Raw genomic sequence first — 16,898 nt, 5'->3', positions numbered from 1 at the left:
AGCGAGCACTAATTCCTGCTCAACTTCTTCCCACCCCCGGCAACCGCTGCTACGTTCCCCTCGAAAGCACGACGAAGCTGTGCCGATGAGGCGGGGAGGGGCTCGTGAGACGTATGACGGCGCGACCCGCGAACGCCCACCAGGCGCGGCTGCTGAAGTTGTTGCGTGACGACGGGCCCAACTCCCGTGCCCAGCTGGGCGATCGGGTCGATCTCTCGCGGTCCAAGCTGGCCGTGGAGGTCGAGCGTCTCCTGGAGACGGGGCTCGTGGTGGCCGACGGACTCGCCGCCTCGCGCGGTGGTCGCCGGTCCCACAACATCAGGCTCGCGCCCGCTCTGCGCTTCCTCGGCGTGGACATCGGCGCGACGTCGATCGATGTGGCCGTCACCAACGCCGAGCTGGAAGTGCTCGGACACATCAACCAGCCCATGGACGTACGCGAGGGCCCGGTCGCGGTCTTCGAGCAAGTCCTGTCTATGGCAGCGAAGTTGAAGGCTTCGGGGCTCGCGGAAGGTTTCGACGGCGCCGGCATCGGTGTACCAGGACCCGTCCGTTTCCCCGAGGGTGTCCCGGTCGCCCCGCCGATCATGCCGGGCTGGGACGGGTTCCCGGTGCGCGAGGCGCTGAGCCAGGACCTCGGCTGCCCCGTCATGGTCGACAACGATGTGAACCTGATGGCCATGGGCGAGCAGCACGCGGGCGTCGCACGCTCCGTGGGCGACTTCCTCTGCGTCAAGATCGGCACCGGTATCGGCTGCGGCATCGTCGTCGGCGGTGGGGTCTACCGCGGAACGACGGGCAGTGCCGGCGACATCGGCCACATCCTCGCGGTACCGGACGGCCGCCAGTGTGCCTGCGGCAACCGGGGCTGCCTGGAAGCCCACTTCAGCGGTGCCGCGCTCGCCCGCGATGCCACGGAAGCCGCCCAGCAGGGGCTGTCGCCGGAACTGTCGAGCCGTTTGGAGACGAACGGCAGCCTCAGTGCCGTCGACGTCGCCGCCGCGGCCGTCGCGGGTGACACCACGGCGCTCGATCTGATCCGCGAGGGTGGCTTCCGCACCGGCCAGGTCATCGCCGGGCTCGTCAGCTTCTTCAACCCCGGCCTGGTGGTGATCGGCGGCGGGGTGACCGGCCTCGGCCACACCCTGCTCGCTGCGATCCGCACCCAGGTCTACCGCCAGTCGCTGCCCCTCGCGACCGGCAACCTCCCGATCGTTCTGGGGGAGTTGGGCCCCACCGCCGGAGTCATCGGCGCGGCCCGGCTCATCAGCGACCACCTGTTCTCACCCGCTTAACGCCGCACCTCAAGCGCACCAGCAGAGCCGCACGGTCAGTTCACGAACGTCGCACCTCACGCTCCATCAGGGCCGCACGTAGCGCTCACCAGCGCCACGTAAAGCCACCTGTACGACACCCTGCACCGCTCCGACACAGCACCCTGCACCGCTACTACGCAGCACCCAGCATCACTCCAGCTCAGCACCCAGCTCCGCCCCCGCCCTACCCCGCCCTGCCCTGAACCGGCCCGCACGCCCGCCAAGGGGAACCGTCATGGCATCCGAACCACCGCTGCTCACCATGTCCGGGATCACCAAGTCGTTCCCCGGCGTCCGCGCGCTCGACGGCGTCGACCTCGACGTCCAGCCCGGCGAGGTGCACTGTCTGCTCGGCCAGAACGGCGCCGGGAAGTCCACCCTCATCAAGGTGCTGGCCGGCGCCCACCAGCCCGACGACGGCACCATCACCTGGCGCGGCGACCCCGTCACCCTGCGCTCGCCGATCGCCGCCATGCGCCTCGGTATCGCCACCATCTACCAGGAACTCGACCTGGTGGAGGGCCTGTCGGTGGCCGAGAACGTCTACCTGGGCCATGAGCCGACGGCCGCCGGTTTCGTCGTACGACGCAAGGGCGCGCGTGCTTCAACGGCCGCCCTGCTCAAGCGACTTGGGCACCCGGAGATCGATCCGGCGCGGCTCGTCGGCGACCTGTCCGCCGCCCATCAGCAGATCGTCTCCATGGCGCGGGCGCTCTCCCACGACGTACGCCTCATCGTCATGGACGAGCCGTCCGCCGCCCTCGACCCCGACGAGGTCGACAACCTCTTCCGTATCGTCGGTGACCTCACCGGCGAAGGCGTCGCTGTCGTCTACATCTCGCACCGCCTGGAGGAGATCCGCCGCATCGGCGACCGCGTCACGGTCCTCAAGGACGGGCGCGCTGTGGCGGGCGGGCTGCCCGCGAAGTCGACGCCGACGCGCGAGGTCGTGGCGCTGATGACGGGGCGGAACGTGGAGTACGTCTTCCCCGATCGGCCTGTGCACGACGCGCTCCCGGAACCTGTGCTCGAGGTCAAAGGCCTTGCGCGCGAAGGGGAGTTCGCACCTCTTGACCTCGCCCTTCGTCCCGGCGAGATCGTCGGCCTCGCCGGACTGGTCGGCTCCGGACGCTCCGAGATCCTGGAGACCATCTACGGCGCGCGCAAGCCGACGGGCGGTCAAGTCCTCGTAGAGGGAAGGCGGTTGAAGCCCGGCAGCGTACGAGACGCCGTCCGTGCCGGGCTCGGACTCGCCCCCGAGGAGCGCAAGGCGCAGGCCCTGCTGATGCTGGAGTCCGTCACGCGCAACGTGTCCGTGTCCTCCATGTCCCGCTTCTCGTACGGGGGTTGGCTGGACCGGAGCGGCGAACGGGAAGCGGCGCAGAAGGCGACGCGTGAGCTGTCGCTGCGTCCCGACAACCCGTCCGTGCCCGTACGCACCCTCTCCGGCGGCAACCAGCAGAAGGCCGTACTGGCTCGCTGGCTGCTGCGCGGCTGCCGGGTGCTGCTGCTCGACGAGCCCACCCGCGGCGTCGACGTCGGCGCCCGCGCCGAGCTGTACGCCGTCATCCGCCGCCTCGCCGACGAAGGCCTGGCCGTGCTCATGGTCTCCAGCGAAGTCCCCGAAGTCCTCGGGCTCGCCGACCGCGTCCTGGTGCTCCGCGAGGGCCACGTCGTGCATACGGCGCCCGCCCGGGAGCTCGACGAACACCGCGTACTCGACCTCGTCATGGAAGGAACTCCGGCGTCATGACGCAGCACGCATCACCGCCCCGGGATGACACCCCGAAAATGTCGCCGGTGGAGGGACCCAGCCCCTGGCGGGCACTCACCGCCCGCGCCGACGTCCGCACCCTCTCACTGCTCGGCGTACTCGCCGCCCTGATCGTCATCGGCGGCATCACCAAGCCCGACCAGTTCCTCGACACCCGCAACCTCCAACTCGTCCTCACCCAGGCCTCGGTCATCGGTGTCGTCACGGTCGGCATGACCTTCGTCATCGTCTCCGGCGGCATCGACCTGTCCGTCGGCGCGATCGTCGCGCTCGCCTCCGTATGGGCCACGACTGTGGCCACCCAGGAGTACGGGTTCATCGGCATCCTCTTCACCTCGGTGATCGTCGGCGTGGGCTGCGGACTGGTGAACGGCATGCTGATCGCGTACGGAGCCATGGTCCCGTTCATCGCGACACTGGCCATGCTCGCCTCGGCCCGCGGACTGGCCCTGCAGATCACCGGCGGAAACACCCAGGTCGTCACTGTCCAGAGCGTGCTCGACCTCGGCGGGCGAGACTCCTACGTCCTGGGCATCCCGCCGCTTGTCATGGTCTTCGCGGTGGTCACCGTCATCGGCTGGCTGCTGCTCAACCGCACCACCTTCGGGCGGCGCACGGTCGCAGTCGGCGGCAATGCGGAGGCGGCCCGGCTCGCGGGTATCGACGTACGGCGGCAGCGGCTGTACCTGTATCTGCTCTCCGGACTGTGCTGCGGCATCGCGGCCTTCCTGTTGGTGGTGCTGTCCGGTTCGGGCCAGAACACCAACGGCAACCTGTACGAACTCGACGCCATCGCGGCCGCGATCATCGGCGGCACGCTGCTCAGCGGCGGGCGCGGCACCATCGTCGGCTCGGTGCTCGGCGTCCTGATCTTCACCACGATCACCAACATCTTCGCCCTCAACAACCTGCAGAGCGACGTCCAGCAGATCGCCAAGGGCGCGATCATCGTCGCCGCCGTGCTCGTCCAGCGCCGTACCGCACATACGACTTAACGCCCGTACGGCATCCACGACTTGACTCCAGCATCGCCAGCACGACCTGAGGCCTCAGGGCCAGCACGACTTGAGTCGCTTCGCACGTCCTTCACGGAAGGGTCCACCGCCATGCCAGAGTTCACCAGCCGCAGAGGACTGCTCTTCGGCACCGCCGCCGTCGGGGCCGGTGCGCTCCTCACCGGTTGCACGAGTAACGAGTCCAGCGACGAGCCGGCCTCCAACGACCAGCCCGCCGCCGACGACAAGCCCGGCAAGCAGGTCACCATCGGCTTCGCAGGACCGCAGGCCGACCACGGCTGGCTGAACGCCATCAACGAGAACGCCAAGAGCCGGGCCAAGAGGTACAAGGACGTCACGCTGGAGATCACCGAGGGCTCCAACGACACCGCCGCGCAGATCGGCCAGATCGAGACCCTGATCAACAAGAAGGTCGACGTCCTGGTGATCCTGCCCGCCGACGGCAAGGCCCTCACCCAGGTCGGGCTCCAGGCGATGCGCGCCGGCATCCCTGTCGTCAACCTCGACCGGGTCTTCAACTCCCCGCAGGCGTACCGCTGTTGGATCGGCGGCGACAACTACGGCATGGGCCTGAACGCCGGTCACTACATCGGCGAGAAGCTCAAGGACAAGAAGAACGCCCGCGTCATCGAACTCGCCGGCCTCGACAACCTGGAGCTGACCCAGCAGCGTACGCAGGGCTTCGACGCGGCGCTGAAGAACTACCCGAACATCAAGAAGGTCGCCCGGCAGGCCGCCGACTTCACCGTCGAGTCGGGCCAGGCCAAGATGTCCCAACTCCTCCAGGCCCAGTCGAAGTTCGACGCCCTGTGGAACCACGACGACGACCAGGGCGTGGGCGCCCTGCGCGCCATCGACCAGGCAGGCCGCGACGACTTCCTGATGGTCGGCGGCGCCGGCGCCTTGTCCGCCTTCCAGGCCATCAAGGCAGACGACGGCGTCCTCAAGGCCACCGTCCTCTACCCGCCGACGATGGCCGCCTCAGCGATCGACCTGGCCCGCGCCCTGGGCCAGGGCAAGGGCGTGGGCGGCCTGGCCGAGTTCGAGATCCCGGCGTCCCTGACGCTCTACTCGGCAGTCGTCGACAAGGAGAACGTCGACCAGTACATGTCCACCGGCTTCAAGTGACGTGTCCGTCGGGTTCGAGGGCGCGCCCTGTCAGGGGTGCGGGCTGTGAAGATGCGGGTTCCTCCAGCGCCCCGTAGGGGGCGCGGGGAACTGCGCGACCAGCCACGACGGACCCGCAGATAGTCGACTGCACCACCCGCGGAGCGCACAGCTCATACCCCCCACCGCGCCACGACATGAGGAGGACTCCCGCATGGGACAGCCGCACCAGCCCGACGAGGCAGCGGTCGAGAAGCCCAACAGTGCAAGGCCGCCGCTAGGCATTGGCATGGTCGGATACGCGTTCATGGGCGCAGCCCATTCCCAAGGCTGGCGCACAGTGGGCCGCGTCTTCGACCTGCCCCGCCACCCCGTCCTCGCCGCCGTCTGCGGCCGCGACGGACAGGCCGTACGCGCGGCGGCCGACCGCCTCGGCTGGGCGGCGGCCGAGACGGACTGGCGAGCGCTCATCGCCCGTGACGACGTCGACCTCGTCGACATCTGCACCCCGGGCGACAGCCACGCCGAGATCGCCCTCGCCGCACTGGAAGCCGGCAAGCACGTGCTGTGCGAGAAGCCCCTCGCCAACACGGTGGAAGAAGCCGAGGCGATGACAGAGGCGGCCGAAGCCGCAGCCGCGCGCGGCCAAGTGGCGATGGTCGGCTTCAACTACCGCCGCGTGCCCGCGACTTCGCTCGCCCGGAAGATGGTCGCCGAGGGACGCTTGGGCGCCCTGCGCCACGTACGGGTGACGTACCTTCAGGATTGGCTGGTGGACCCGCAGTTCCCGCTGACGTGGCGGCTGCGCAAGGAGTCGGCGGGCTCGGGCGCGCTCGGCGACCTGGGCGCGCACATCGTCGACCTCGCGCAGTACATGGTGGGCGAGCCGGTCGTGGGAGTGTCCGCGCTCACCGAGACCTTCGTACGGGAGCGGCCGCTGCCCGGCGGACCGACCAGCGGACTGTCCGCGGTGTCCGCCAACGGGTCCGGCCCAGTCACCGTGGATGACGCCGCACTGTTCACCGGCCGTTTCGCCTCGGGCGCGCTCGCCTCCTTCGAGGCCACCCGGTACGCCACCGGCCGCAAGAACGCCCTGCGCATCGAACTCAACGGTGAGCACGGCTCGTTGGCCTTCGACCTGGAACGGCTCAACGAACTCGAGTACCACGACCACCGGGAGCCCGGCACCCACGCCGGCTTCCGCCGCATCCTCGTCACCGAGCCCGACCACCCTTACATGGAGGCCTGGTGGCCGCCCGGTCACGGCCTCGGCTACGAGCACACCTTCGTCCACCAGGCCCGCGACCTGGTGACCGCCATCGCAGAGGGCCGCGCACCGGTGCCGTCCTTCGCCGACGGACTGCAGGTGCAGCGCGTACTCGCGGCGGTCGAGGAGAGCGCCGCGAAGAACTCCGTATACACACCCATCGCGAGTTGAGGAGGGCCGTTCCATGCCGCGCAACTTCACGCTCTTCACCGGCCAGTGGGCCGACCTGCCGCTCGAGGAGGTCTGCCGGCTCGCCCGCGACTTCGGCTACGACGGGCTCGAACTCGCCTGCTGGGGCGACCACTTCGAGGTCGACAAGGCGCTCGCCGACTCCTCGTATCTCGACTCGCGTCACCAACTGCTCGACAAGTACGGCCTGAAGTGCTGGGCCATCTCCAACCACCTGGTCGGTCAGGCGGTCTGCGACGCCATCATCGACGAACGCCACCAGGCGATCCTCCCGGCCCGTATCTGGGGCGACGGCGAGGCGGAAGGCGTACGGCAGCGGGCGGCGTCCGAGATCGCCGACACCGCACGCGCGGCGGCGGCCTTCGGGGTCGACACCGTCATCGGCTTCACGGGGTCCGCGATCTGGCATCTGGTCGCGATGTTCCCGCCCGCTCCCGAGTCGATGATCGAGCGCGGCTACGAGGACTTCGCGATGCGCTGGAATCCCATCCTCGACGTCTTCGATGCCGAGGGCGTGCGGTTCGCACATGAGGTACACCCGAGCGAGATCGCGTACGACTACTGGACAACTCAGCGCGCGCTGGAGGCAGTTGACCACCGCCCGGCCTTCGGGCTGAACTTCGACCCCTCGCACTTCGTCTGGCAGGACCTCGACCCGGTCGGCTTCCTGTGGGACTTCCGCGACCGGATCTACCACGTCGACTGCAAGGAAGCGCGCAAGCGCCTCGACGGCCGCAACGGACGCCTCGGCTCGCATCTGCCCTGGGGCGACCCGCGCCGCGGCTGGGACTTCGTGTCCGCCGGCCACGGCGACGTGCCGTGGGAGGACGTGTTCCGGATGCTGCGCTCCATCGACTACAAGGGCCCCATCTCGGTCGAGTGGGAGGACGCGGGCATGGACCGCCTCCAGGGCGCGCCCGAGGCACTCACCCGGCTCAAGGCGTACGACTTCGAGCCGCCGACGGCGTCCTTCGACGCGGCGTTCGGCGGCAACGACTGATCTTTCTGGCACACCTCCGGGGTGACGGCGCACCCCGGCGTTCCGCACACACCCGTACGACCAGCCCCATCGTGGAGGCAATTCGTGCACCCGCATGTCAGAAACAGGAACACCAGAAGCCACACCAGACGTCCGAGACTTCGTGGGGCCCTCGCGTTGCTGAGCGGTCTGCTGCTCGCGGGCGCCTCACTCGGCCTCACCGCCCCAGCGGCGGGCGCGGCCGTCGCCGACCCGGGTGGCGCTGCTCCCGCGGCGGCTGTCGAGCCCAAGGCCGAGGACTTCCAGCAGGTGACCCTCGCCAAGGGCGAACCCGAGACCGGTGAGCCTATGTCGCTCGCCGTCCTCCCGGACCGCTCGGTCCTGCACACCTCGCGCGACGGTGAGTTGAGGCTCACCGACGCCGCGGGCACCACGAAGCTCGCGGGCAAACTCGACGTGTACGCGCACGACGAGGAAGGCCTTCAGGGCGTAGGCGTCGACCCGGGCTTCGCCGACAACCGCTTCATCTACCTCTACTACGCCCCGCCGATGAACACCCCGGCGGGCGATGCCCCGGAGACGGGCACCGCCGCCGACTTCGCGCCCTTCGACGGCGTCAACCGGCTCTCCCGCTTCGTCCTGAAGGCCGACGGGACCCTCGACAACGCCAGCGAGAAGAAGATCCTCGACGTCCCGGCATCCCGCGGCATCTGCTGCCACGTCGGCGGCGACATCGACTTCGACGCGGCGGGGAACCTGTATCTGTCGACCGGTGACGACTCCAACCCGTTCCAGTCGGACGGCTTCACCCCCATCGACGAGCGCGCGAACCGCAACCCGGCCTTCGACGCCCAGCGCACGGCCGGCAACACCAACGACCTGCGCGGCAAGATCCTCCGCATCAAGGTGAACGCCGATGGCTCCTACGCCATCCCCGACGGCAACCTCTTCGCCCCCGGCACGGACAAGACGCGCCCCGAGATCTACGCGATGGGCCTGCGCAACCCGTTCCGCTTCAGCGTCGACAAGAAGACCGGGATTCTGTACGTGGGTGAATACGGCCCAGACGCCGGGGCCGCAAACCCTGCCCGTGGCCCCGCGGGCCAGGTCGAGTTCGCCCGCATCACCAAGCCAGGCAACTTCGGCTGGCCGTACTGCACCGGCGACAACGACGCCTACGTGGACTACGACTTCGCAACCGGCGCTTCCGGTGCGGCATTTGACTGCGCCGCCCCCAAGAACACCTCGCCGAACAACACTGGCCTGACCGACCTGCCGCCGGCGCAGACCGCCTGGATTCCGTACGACGGCGCGTCCGTCCCCGAGTTCGGCGACGGCTCCGAGTCCCCGATGGGCGGCCCGGTCTACCATTACGACCCGAACCTCGACTCACCGGTCAAGTTCCCCGAGGCGTACGACGGTGACTTCTTCGCCGGGGAGTTCGGCCGCCGCTGGATCAAGCGGATCACCTCGGACGCCGACGGCACGGTGCAGTCGATCAACGACATCCCGTGGACCGGCACCCAGGTGATGGACATGGAGTTCGGCCCGGACGGCGCGCTGTACGTCCTCGACTACGGCCTGGCGTGGTTCGGCGGCGACGAGAACTCCGCTCTGTACCGGATCGAGAACGCGACCGACGGACACTCGCCCGTGGCGCAGGCCGCAGCCGACCGTACGTCAGGACAGGCACCGCTGAAGGTGAAGTTCTCCTCCGCCGGCACCAGTGACGCGGACGGCGACTCCCTCACGTACAGCTGGGACTTCGGCGACGGCGGCAAGTCCACGTCGGCGAACCCCACGCACAAGTACACGAAGAACGGCACGTACACGGCGACGCTGACGGCCAAGGACCCCAGCGGTCGCACCGGCAGCTCCAGTGTGCAGGTCGTGGTGGGCAACACGGCGCCGAAGGTGACCCTTGAACTGCCGCGTGACGGGCAGCTGTTCAGCTTCGGGGACGCCGTGCCGTTCAAGGTGAAGGTCACCGACCCGGAGGACGGGACCATCGACTGCGCCAAGGTGAAGGTCACCTTCATCCTCGGCCACGACAGCCACGGTCACCCGGTGACCTCGGCGAACGGTTGCACCGGCACCATCCAGACCAGCGCCGACGGCGGCCATGACGAGGACGCGAACATCTTCGGCGTCTTCGACGCGGAGTACACCGACGGCGGTGGTGGCGGCCAGGAGGCGCTGACCACGCACGACCAGGGCGTCGTCCAGCCCAAGCACCGCCAGGCCGAGCACTTCGGGAAGGCCTCGGGAGCCAAGGTGCAGACACGTGCCACCGCGCACGGCGGCGAGACCGTCGGCGACATCAACAACGGCGACTGGATCTCCTTCGAGCCCTTCGTCCTGAGCAACGCCAAGAAGATCACGGCACGCGTCGCCTCCGAGGGTGCGGGCGGAAAGCTCGAGATTCGCGCGGGCTCGGCCAAGGGGCGCCTGCTCGGCACGGCGACCGTGCCGGCGACGGGCGGCTGGGAGAAGTATCAGGACGTCAGTACGTCCCTGAAGGGCGCACCGCGCGGGACGACCACGCTCTACCTCGTGTTCAAGGGGCGTGGCACCGGAGCGCTGTACGAGGTCGACGACTTCACGTTCACAACCGGCTGAGGGAGGGCGACGCGATGCGAGCAACAGGCAGAACGGTGACCGCGCTGTTAGGCGCCGCCCTGCTCATCGGGTGTGTGTCGGGGCCGGCCGCGTCCAAGGGGCCTGAAGGGCCTGATGGGCAGCAGGCTGAGTCGAAGGAGGCTGATGTCAAGGGTCGTGCGGACGGCCGGGTGCTGGTGTTCTCCAAGACCGCCGGGTTCCGGCACGACTCCATCCCGGAGGGGATCGCCGCGGTGAAGGACCTCGGCGCCGCGAACGGATTCGCCGTGGACGCGACGGAGAACGGGGCTGCATTCACCTCCCGCAACCTCGCCAAGTACGACGCCGTCGTGTTCCTGTCCACCACCGGCGATGTGCTCAACGCGGGCCAGCAGAAGGCCTTCGAGAGCTACATCCAGCGCGGGGGCGGTTATGTGGGCATCCATGCCGCCGCCGACACCGAGTACGACTGGTCCTTCTACGGCGGCCTGGTGGGCGCCTACTTCAAGTCGCACCCGGCGATCCAGCCCGCACGGATCGAGGTCGAGGACCATGCGCATCCGGCCACCGCGCATCTCCCGGAGTCCTGGAACCGTACGGACGAGTGGTACGACTACCGCTCCAATCCGCGGGAACGCGCCCATGTCCTGGCCTCACTCGACGAGTCGTCGTACACCGGCGGCACGATGAACGGCGACCACCCGATCGCCTGGTGCCAGAACTACCAGGGCGGCCGCGCCTTCTACACCGGCGTCGGCCACACCAAGGAGTCGTACGCCGACCCCGCCGTCCGGCAGCACTTGCTGGGCGGACTCCGCTGGGCGATCGGGGCCACGGAGGCCGACTGCCGTCCGGAGAACGGTTACCGGCAGCTCTTCGACGGCACCGAGGCGTCACTGTCCGCCTGGAAGCAGGCGGGGCCGGGCTCGTTCACGCTGGGCGACGACGGCACGCTGACGTCGGTGGGTGGCCTGGGCATGCTCTGGTACGGCGCCTCGGGCTTCGGTTCGTACTCGCTGAAGCTCGACTGGAAGATGGCGAGTGCCTCCGGTGACGACAACTCCGGTGTCTTCGTGGGCTTCCCGGCCTCCGACGATCCCTGGTCGGCCGTCAACAACGGGTACGAGATCCAGATCGACGCGACCGACGCCCCCGATCGCACCACCGGGGCCGTGTACAGCTTCCAGTCCGCCGACATCAAGAAGCGTGACCGTGCGCTGAACCCGCCGGGGGAGTGGAACACGTACGAGATCCGCGTGGAGGGCGAACGGCTCCGCGTCTATCTCAACGGCGTGAAGATCAACGATTTCACCAACACCGATCCGGTACGCAGCCTGCGCGACGGTCATATCGGCATCCAGAACCACGGGGCCGAAGACCAGGTGTCCTTCCGTGACATCCGGATCAAGGAACTGCCCGCGCGGTCTGCTGCGCAGGGCGATTGAGCGACGGCGGGCGGGGGACGCCGGACCCCCGCCCGCCGTCTTTCCTCTGGTTTCTGTATGGCTTTCTGTACGGCCCTTTGGTTCGCGTACGACAAGGAGGCTGACCATGTCCGTCGAACCGTTCCCTTCCGAGTCACGGATGTCCGAGTCGCGGGTGCCCGAGTCACGGGTGGGCGTGTGGCTGATCGGAGCGCGCGGTTCCGTCGCCACGACCGTCGTCGCGGGCTGCGCGGCCATGACCGCGGGCCTGCATCCTCCGACGGGCATGGTCACCGAGACCGACCCCTTCTCCGGCTCCGGACTGCCGCCGTTGTCGTCCCTCGTCTTCGGCGGCCACGACACGATGGACTGCCCCCTGCCCAAGCGCGCAGAGGCACTGGCCGCCGGAGGAGTCCTGCCGCACGGCCTCCCGACAGCCGTGGGCGCCGAACTCGCCGCCGCGGACCGGGAGATCAGGCCAGGCGGTCCGCTCCCCGGCGACACCCGGGACACGGAGGAACTGGTGGCCGCCTTCGCCGCGGACATGCGTGACTTCGTACGCCGCCACGGCCTCGCCCGGGCGGTGGTCGTGAACGTCGCCTCCACGGAACCGGCCCCGGTCGGGACCGAACTGCCCCCGAGCTCGCTCTACGCCGCTGCGGCGTTGCGGGCCGGCTGTCCGTACGTCAACTTCACCCCCTCCACGGGGCTCCACCACCCGGCGCTGGCATCAGCCGCCGCCGAGTCCGGGCTGCCGTACGCCGGCCGTGACGGCAAGACCGGCCAGACCCTGCTGCGCTCGGTACTGGGCCCGATGTTCGCCCAGCGCGCGTTGACGGTCCGCGCCTGGTCCGGCACCAACCTGCTCGGCGGCGGAGACGGCGCGGCCCTGTCTGACCCCGCTGCCGCGGCCGCGAAGAACGCCGGCAAGGAACGCGTCCTCGCCGACACCCTCCCCGCGGTCCCCGAGGGCGAGGTCCACATCGACGACGTACCGGCCCTCGGCGACTGGAAGACCGCCTGGGACCACATCGCCTTCGACGGCTTCCTCGGCACCCGCATGATCCTCCAGACGACGTGGCAGGGCTGCGACTCCGCCCTCGCCGCACCCCTGGTCCTGGATTTGGTGCGCTTGGTGGCACGGGCCCAGGAGGTGGGCCTGTCGGGTCCGTTGGGTGAGCTGGGCTTCTATTTCAAGGATCCGGTTGGTGGCGGGCCTTCGGCGTTGGGGGAGCAGTACGCGGAACTGGTGGGGTTTGCGGGGCGGTTGGGGGCGTCGGGAACGTCGAGGGAGCGGGAGTCGCGAGGGCTTTCGGGGGAAGGGCGATGAGAGGCTTGGGGCGCGGGTCAGCGAGGTGGGCTTCGGCAGTCGACCCTCAGCCCAACGATCACCCCCTCCACTTCGGCTACGGCACCAACGGCCTCACCGACCTCCGTCTCAACGACGCCCTCTCCCTCCTCGCCGACCTCGGCTACGACGGCGTAGGACTGACCCTCGACCACATGCACCTGGACCCGCTCGCCCCGGACCTCGCGGCCCGCACCCGCCGAGTCGCCCGCAGGCTGGACGAACTCGGACTGGGCGTCACCATCGAGACCGGCGCACGCTACGTCCTCGACCCGTGGTGCAAGCACGGTCCATCGCTGCTCGACCCGGATCCGGAGCAACGGGCCCGACGCGTCGACCTGTTGAGCCGGGCGGTTCAGGTAGCCACCGACCTGGGCGCCCACGCCGTGCACTGCTTCAGCGGGATCACCCCCGAGGACACGGACGAGGACACCGCCTGGAAACGCCTCGCCGAATCACTCACCCCCGTCCTCGACACCGCCACCACTGCCGGCATCCCACTCGCCATCGAACCCGAACCCGGCCACCTCCTCGCCACCCTCGACGACTTCCACCGCCTCCGCCGAACTTTGGGCAGCCCCGCCACCCTCGGTCTCACCCTCGACATCGGCCACTGCCAGTGCCTCGAACCCCTCTCACCCGCGGAGTGCGTACGCGCCGCCGCCCCCTGGCTCCGCCACGTCCAGATCGAGGACATGCGCCGCGGCCTCCATGAACACCTCCCCTTCGGCGACGGCGAGATCGACTTCCCGCCCGTACTCCAAGCCCTGGCCACCACCCCCTATCAGGGCCTGATCGTCGTCGAACTACCCCGCCATTCCCACGCTGGCCCTCAACTCGCCAAGCAATCCCTCCAGTTCCTGCACCATGCGGCCGCTGGTCTCCTGGCTCAAAAGCCCGGCAGCTCGCCGGACTCCGACAGCTCCCACATCGCTGACGGGTCCCAAGACCTTGGCGGATCCCAAGACCCTGAGGGATTCCCAGGTCCCGACGGCTCCCAAGGCCCCAACAGCTCCCAAGTCCCCGACGACGAGTCACCGATCCCCGGCGAGGGCCCCGCCGCCTCCGAAGGGAGAACCCCGTGAACCACCTCCACAACGCCGCCGCTCCTTCTCCCCCCGCCCCTTCTCCCGCCACGCCGGAGCCGACGGAAGCCGTCGCCGCCCTGCGCGCCCGGCTGAACTCCCAGCTGGACGCCACCGCCCGCGCCTGGCTGGACCGTGCCCTGGACGAGGCTGCGGCCCACCCAGGTAGTCACGGGCCCATCTCCGCCTGGGAGTTGCGCATCGCCGAAGCCGGGCGCCGTTGCGGACCCGAGCACGCCGACGCCGCCCGCGTCCTCCTCCTGCACGCTGCTCAGGCCGATGCCGACACCCTGGCCCGCGTCTACCGTCAGGGCACCGCCGCCGAACGCCGCGCCGTCCTGCAGGCCCTCCCCGACCTCGTACCGGGCCCCGACGCCCTGCCGATCGTCGAGGACGCCCTGCGCACCAACGACACCCGGCTTCTGGCCGCGGCCGTCGGCCCGTACGCCGCCCGGCATCTGGACGCCCACAACTGGCGGCACGCGGTCCTGAAGTGCCTGTTCACCGGCGTCCCCATCGACGCGGTGGCCGACCTGCCCCACCGGGCCCGCGCCGACTTCGAACTGGCCCGCATGCTCGGCGACTACGCCGACGAACGCTCCGCCGCGGGCCGTCCCGTGCCCGAGGACCTGTACCGCGTCCTGGCCCTGACCGAGCCCGGGAGCGATGTGCCGACCGTTTCGGCAACGTCGGACCACCCCGGCACCCCGTCCGGCAAGGAGTCCTGATGCGCATCTTCGACCCCCACATTCATATGACGTCACGGACCACCGACGACTACGAGGCCATGTACACGGCCGGCGTGCGAGCGGTTGTCGAGCCCTCCTTCTGGCTCGGCCAGCCCCGCACCTCACCCGCCTCCTTCCTCGACTACTTCGACTCACTTCTGGGCTGGGAGCCCTTCCGCGCCGCCCAGTACGGCATCGCCCACCACTGCACGCTCGCCCTCAACCCCAAGGAAGCGAACGACCCCCGCTGTGTGCCCGTCCTCGACGAACTGCCCCGGTATCTCGTCAAGGACCAGGTCGTGGCCGTCGGCGAGATCGGCTACGACTCGATGACCCCCGCCGAGGACAGCGCACTGGCTCTCCAGCTCCAGCTCGCCGCCGACCATGCGCTGCCCGCCCTCGTCCACACCCCGCACCGGGACAAGTTGGCGGGCCTGCGCCGCACCCTCGACGTCGTCCGGGAGTCCGCGCTGCCCCCGGACCGGGTGCTGGTCGACCACCTCAACGAGACCACGGTCAAGGAGGCCAAGGACGGCGGCTGCTGGCTCGGGTTCTCCGTCTATCCGGACACCAAGATGGACGAGGAACGGATGGTCGCGGTGCTGCGGGAGTACGGGCCCGAGAAGGTCCTGGTCAACTCCGCGGCCGACTGGGGCAGAAGCGATCCCCTCAAGACCCGCAAGGTCGGTGACGCCATGCTCGAGGCAGGATTCACCGAGGACGACGTCGACCAGGTGCTGTGGCGCAACCCCGTCGCCTTCTACGGACTCAGCGGCCGGCTCACCCTCGACGTCGCTGACACGGACGCCACCCATGAGGGCAACTCCATCCTCCGCGGCGCCCCTGCCACCGACGCGGCCACCTCGGAGGCGTGACCCATGCGCTTCCGACACCCCGACGGCTCGACCGTCCACCTCGCGTATTGCACCAACGTCCACCCGGCCGAGACGTTCGACGGCGTTCTCGCCCAACTCCGCGACCACTGCGAACCCGTACGCCGACGCCTCGGCCGCGACCGCCTCGGCATCGGCCTGTGGCTGGCCAAGGACGCCGCTCACGCCCTCGTGAGCGACCCGTCCGCCCTGCGCCGGCTGCGCACCGAGCTCGATGCCCGAGGCCTTGAGGTCGTCACCCTCAACGGCTTCCCGTACGAAGGCTTCGGCGCCGAAGAGGTCAAGTACCGCGTGTACAAGCCGGACTGGGCCGACGCCGAGCGTCTCGAGCACACCACCGCCCTCGCCCGTGTCCTCGCCGGCCTGCTGCCCGACGACGTCACCGAAGGCAGCATCTCCACCCTGCCGCTCGCGTGGCGCACCACCTATGACGACACCCGTGCCGTCCAGGCCCACACGGCCCTTGCCACCCTGGCCGAACGCCTCGACGCCCTGGAGGAGTTGACCGGCCGCTCCATCCGTATCGGCCTCGAGCCGGAGCCCGGCTGCATCGTCGAAACCACCACCGATGCCATCGCCCCGCTCACCGCGATCGGTCACGACCGCATCGGGGTCTGTGTCGACACCTGTCATCTCGCCACCTCCTTCGAAGATCCGCACACCGCCCTGGACGCGCTGGCCACCGCCCGCGTCCCCATCATCAAGTCGCAGCTCTCAGCCGCTCTGCACGCCGAACACCCCCACCTTCCCGAAGTACGCGAGGCCCTCTCCGCGTTCGACGAGCCCCGCTTCCTGCACCAGACCCGCGTCACCGCCATCGCAGCCGGCCTCGTCGGCACCGACGACCTCGGTGAAGCTCTCAAGGGCGACGCATTGCCCGACACGTCCCCGTGGCGCGCCCACTTCCACGTCCCGTTGCACGCGGCGCCTGCCGCGCCCCTCTCTTCCACGCTGCCCGTACTCAAGGACGTACTGACCCGGCTGGTGGGCGGCCCGCACCCGCTCACCCGTCATCTGGAAGTCGAGACCTACACCTGGCAGACCCTCCCGGCCGAGTTGCGCCCACGCAGCCGCCCCCAGCTCGCGGACGGAATCGCCGCCGAACTCACCCTCGCCCGCGACCTGTTGACGGACCTCGGCTTGAAGGAGCTGCCGTGATCCAGTCCGTGAACCG

The 16,898-nt window shown here is 69.4% G+C and carries 13 protein-coding genes; all 13 read left to right on the top strand.

Annotated elements, in window-relative coordinates; all coding sequences use genetic code 11:
• Positions 1-113: 113 nt before the first annotated feature.
• The 13 genes from ACQEVY_RS08215 (at position 114) to eboE (ending at position 16,882) form a co-directional block, all read left to right on the top strand.
• Positions 114-1,295 (top strand): ROK family transcriptional regulator, encoded by a 1,182-nt coding sequence (locus ACQEVY_RS08215; protein WP_328773990.1) that lies wholly within the window; start codon positions 114-116, stop codon positions 1,293-1,295.
• A 256-nt stretch (positions 1,296-1,551) separates the two neighbouring features.
• Complete coding sequence (locus ACQEVY_RS08210; protein WP_432946338.1) at positions 1,552-3,069, top strand: sugar ABC transporter ATP-binding protein; 1,518 nt, start codon at positions 1,552-1,554, stop codon at positions 3,067-3,069.
• Entirely contained in the window at positions 3,066-4,085 is a 1,020-nt protein-coding gene (locus ACQEVY_RS08205) for an ABC transporter permease (RefSeq protein WP_432946336.1), read from the top strand. Before ACQEVY_RS08210 ends, ACQEVY_RS08205 begins: the two co-directional genes overlap by 4 nt.
• Positions 4,086-4,196: 111 nt before the next feature.
• Complete coding sequence (locus ACQEVY_RS08200; RefSeq protein WP_432946334.1) at positions 4,197-5,234, top strand: substrate-binding domain-containing protein; 1,038 nt, start codon at positions 4,197-4,199, stop codon at positions 5,232-5,234.
• Positions 5,235-5,427: 193 nt separating this feature from the next.
• Positions 5,428-6,651, top strand: coding sequence for a Gfo/Idh/MocA family protein (locus ACQEVY_RS08195; protein ID WP_432946332.1), 1,224 nt, complete (start codon positions 5,428-5,430; stop codon positions 6,649-6,651).
• Positions 6,652-6,664: 13 nt separating this feature from the next.
• Positions 6,665-7,669: a sugar phosphate isomerase/epimerase family protein gene (locus tag ACQEVY_RS08190; RefSeq protein ID WP_432946330.1), complete on the top strand. Its 1,005-nt coding sequence runs from the start codon at positions 6,665-6,667 to the stop codon at positions 7,667-7,669.
• An 84-nt stretch (positions 7,670-7,753) separates the two neighbouring features.
• A complete protein-coding gene (locus ACQEVY_RS08185; RefSeq protein ID WP_432946328.1) occupies positions 7,754-10,267 on the top strand; it encodes a PQQ-dependent sugar dehydrogenase in 2,514 nt (837 codons plus the stop codon).
• Positions 10,268-10,281: 14 nt separating this feature from the next.
• Entirely contained in the window at positions 10,282-11,691 is a 1,410-nt protein-coding gene (locus ACQEVY_RS08180) for a ThuA domain-containing protein (RefSeq protein ID WP_432946326.1), read from the top strand.
• 106 nt (positions 11,692-11,797) lie between these two features.
• On the top strand, positions 11,798-13,000 hold the full coding sequence (locus ACQEVY_RS08175) for an inositol-3-phosphate synthase (protein WP_432946324.1): 1,203 nt from the start codon (positions 11,798-11,800) through the stop codon (positions 12,998-13,000).
• Positions 12,997-14,103 (top strand): sugar phosphate isomerase/epimerase family protein, encoded by a 1,107-nt coding sequence (locus ACQEVY_RS08170; RefSeq protein ID WP_432946322.1) that lies wholly within the window; start codon positions 12,997-12,999, stop codon positions 14,101-14,103. The genes ACQEVY_RS08175 and ACQEVY_RS08170 overlap by 4 nt, the downstream gene beginning before the upstream one ends.
• Positions 14,100-14,831, top strand: coding sequence for an EboA domain-containing protein (locus tag ACQEVY_RS08165; protein ID WP_432946320.1), 732 nt, complete (start codon positions 14,100-14,102; stop codon positions 14,829-14,831). The genes ACQEVY_RS08170 and ACQEVY_RS08165 overlap by 4 nt, the downstream gene beginning before the upstream one ends.
• A complete protein-coding gene (locus ACQEVY_RS08160) occupies positions 14,831-15,706 on the top strand; it encodes a TatD family hydrolase (protein ID WP_432946318.1) in 876 nt (291 codons plus the stop codon). The genes ACQEVY_RS08165 and ACQEVY_RS08160 overlap by 1 nt, the downstream gene beginning before the upstream one ends.
• A 3-nt stretch (positions 15,707-15,709) precedes the next feature.
• Positions 15,710-16,882 (top strand): metabolite traffic protein EboE, encoded by a 1,173-nt coding sequence (gene eboE / locus ACQEVY_RS08155; protein ID WP_432946316.1) that lies wholly within the window; start codon positions 15,710-15,712, stop codon positions 16,880-16,882.
• Positions 16,883-16,898 lie beyond the last annotated feature (16 nt).

Origin of the sequence: Streptomyces sp. CA-288835, from assembly GCF_050936385.1 — a bacterium.
GTDB lineage: Bacteria > Actinomycetota > Actinomycetes > Streptomycetales > Streptomycetaceae > Streptomyces.
Note: the sequence above shows the minus strand (reverse complement) of the source record. Positions and strands in the feature narration are given on the sequence as shown.

What these genes read in the sequence shown, in the direction of transcription:
- ACQEVY_RS08215 (WP_328773990.1), top strand. Translation starts at nt 114, where the DNA reads ATGACGGCGCGACCCGCGAACGCCCACCAGGCGCGGCTGCTGAAGTTG.
- ACQEVY_RS08210 (WP_432946338.1), top strand. Translation starts at nt 1,552, where the DNA reads ATGGCATCCGAACCACCGCTGCTCACCATGTCCGGGATCACCAAGTCG.
- ACQEVY_RS08205 (WP_432946336.1), top strand. Translation starts at nt 3,066, where the DNA reads ATGACGCAGCACGCATCACCGCCCCGGGATGACACCCCGAAAATGTCG.
- ACQEVY_RS08200 (WP_432946334.1), top strand. Translation starts at nt 4,197, where the DNA reads ATGCCAGAGTTCACCAGCCGCAGAGGACTGCTCTTCGGCACCGCCGCC.
- ACQEVY_RS08195 (WP_432946332.1), top strand. Translation starts at nt 5,428, where the DNA reads ATGGGACAGCCGCACCAGCCCGACGAGGCAGCGGTCGAGAAGCCCAAC.
- ACQEVY_RS08190 (WP_432946330.1), top strand. Translation starts at nt 6,665, where the DNA reads ATGCCGCGCAACTTCACGCTCTTCACCGGCCAGTGGGCCGACCTGCCG.
- ACQEVY_RS08180 (WP_432946326.1), top strand. Translation starts at nt 10,282, where the DNA reads ATGCGAGCAACAGGCAGAACGGTGACCGCGCTGTTAGGCGCCGCCCTG.
- ACQEVY_RS08175 (WP_432946324.1), top strand. Translation starts at nt 11,798, where the DNA reads ATGTCCGTCGAACCGTTCCCTTCCGAGTCACGGATGTCCGAGTCGCGG.
- ACQEVY_RS08170 (WP_432946322.1), top strand. Translation starts at nt 12,997, where the DNA reads ATGAGAGGCTTGGGGCGCGGGTCAGCGAGGTGGGCTTCGGCAGTCGAC.
- ACQEVY_RS08160 (WP_432946318.1), top strand. Translation starts at nt 14,831, where the DNA reads ATGCGCATCTTCGACCCCCACATTCATATGACGTCACGGACCACCGAC.
- eboE (WP_432946316.1), top strand. Translation starts at nt 15,710, where the DNA reads ATGCGCTTCCGACACCCCGACGGCTCGACCGTCCACCTCGCGTATTGC.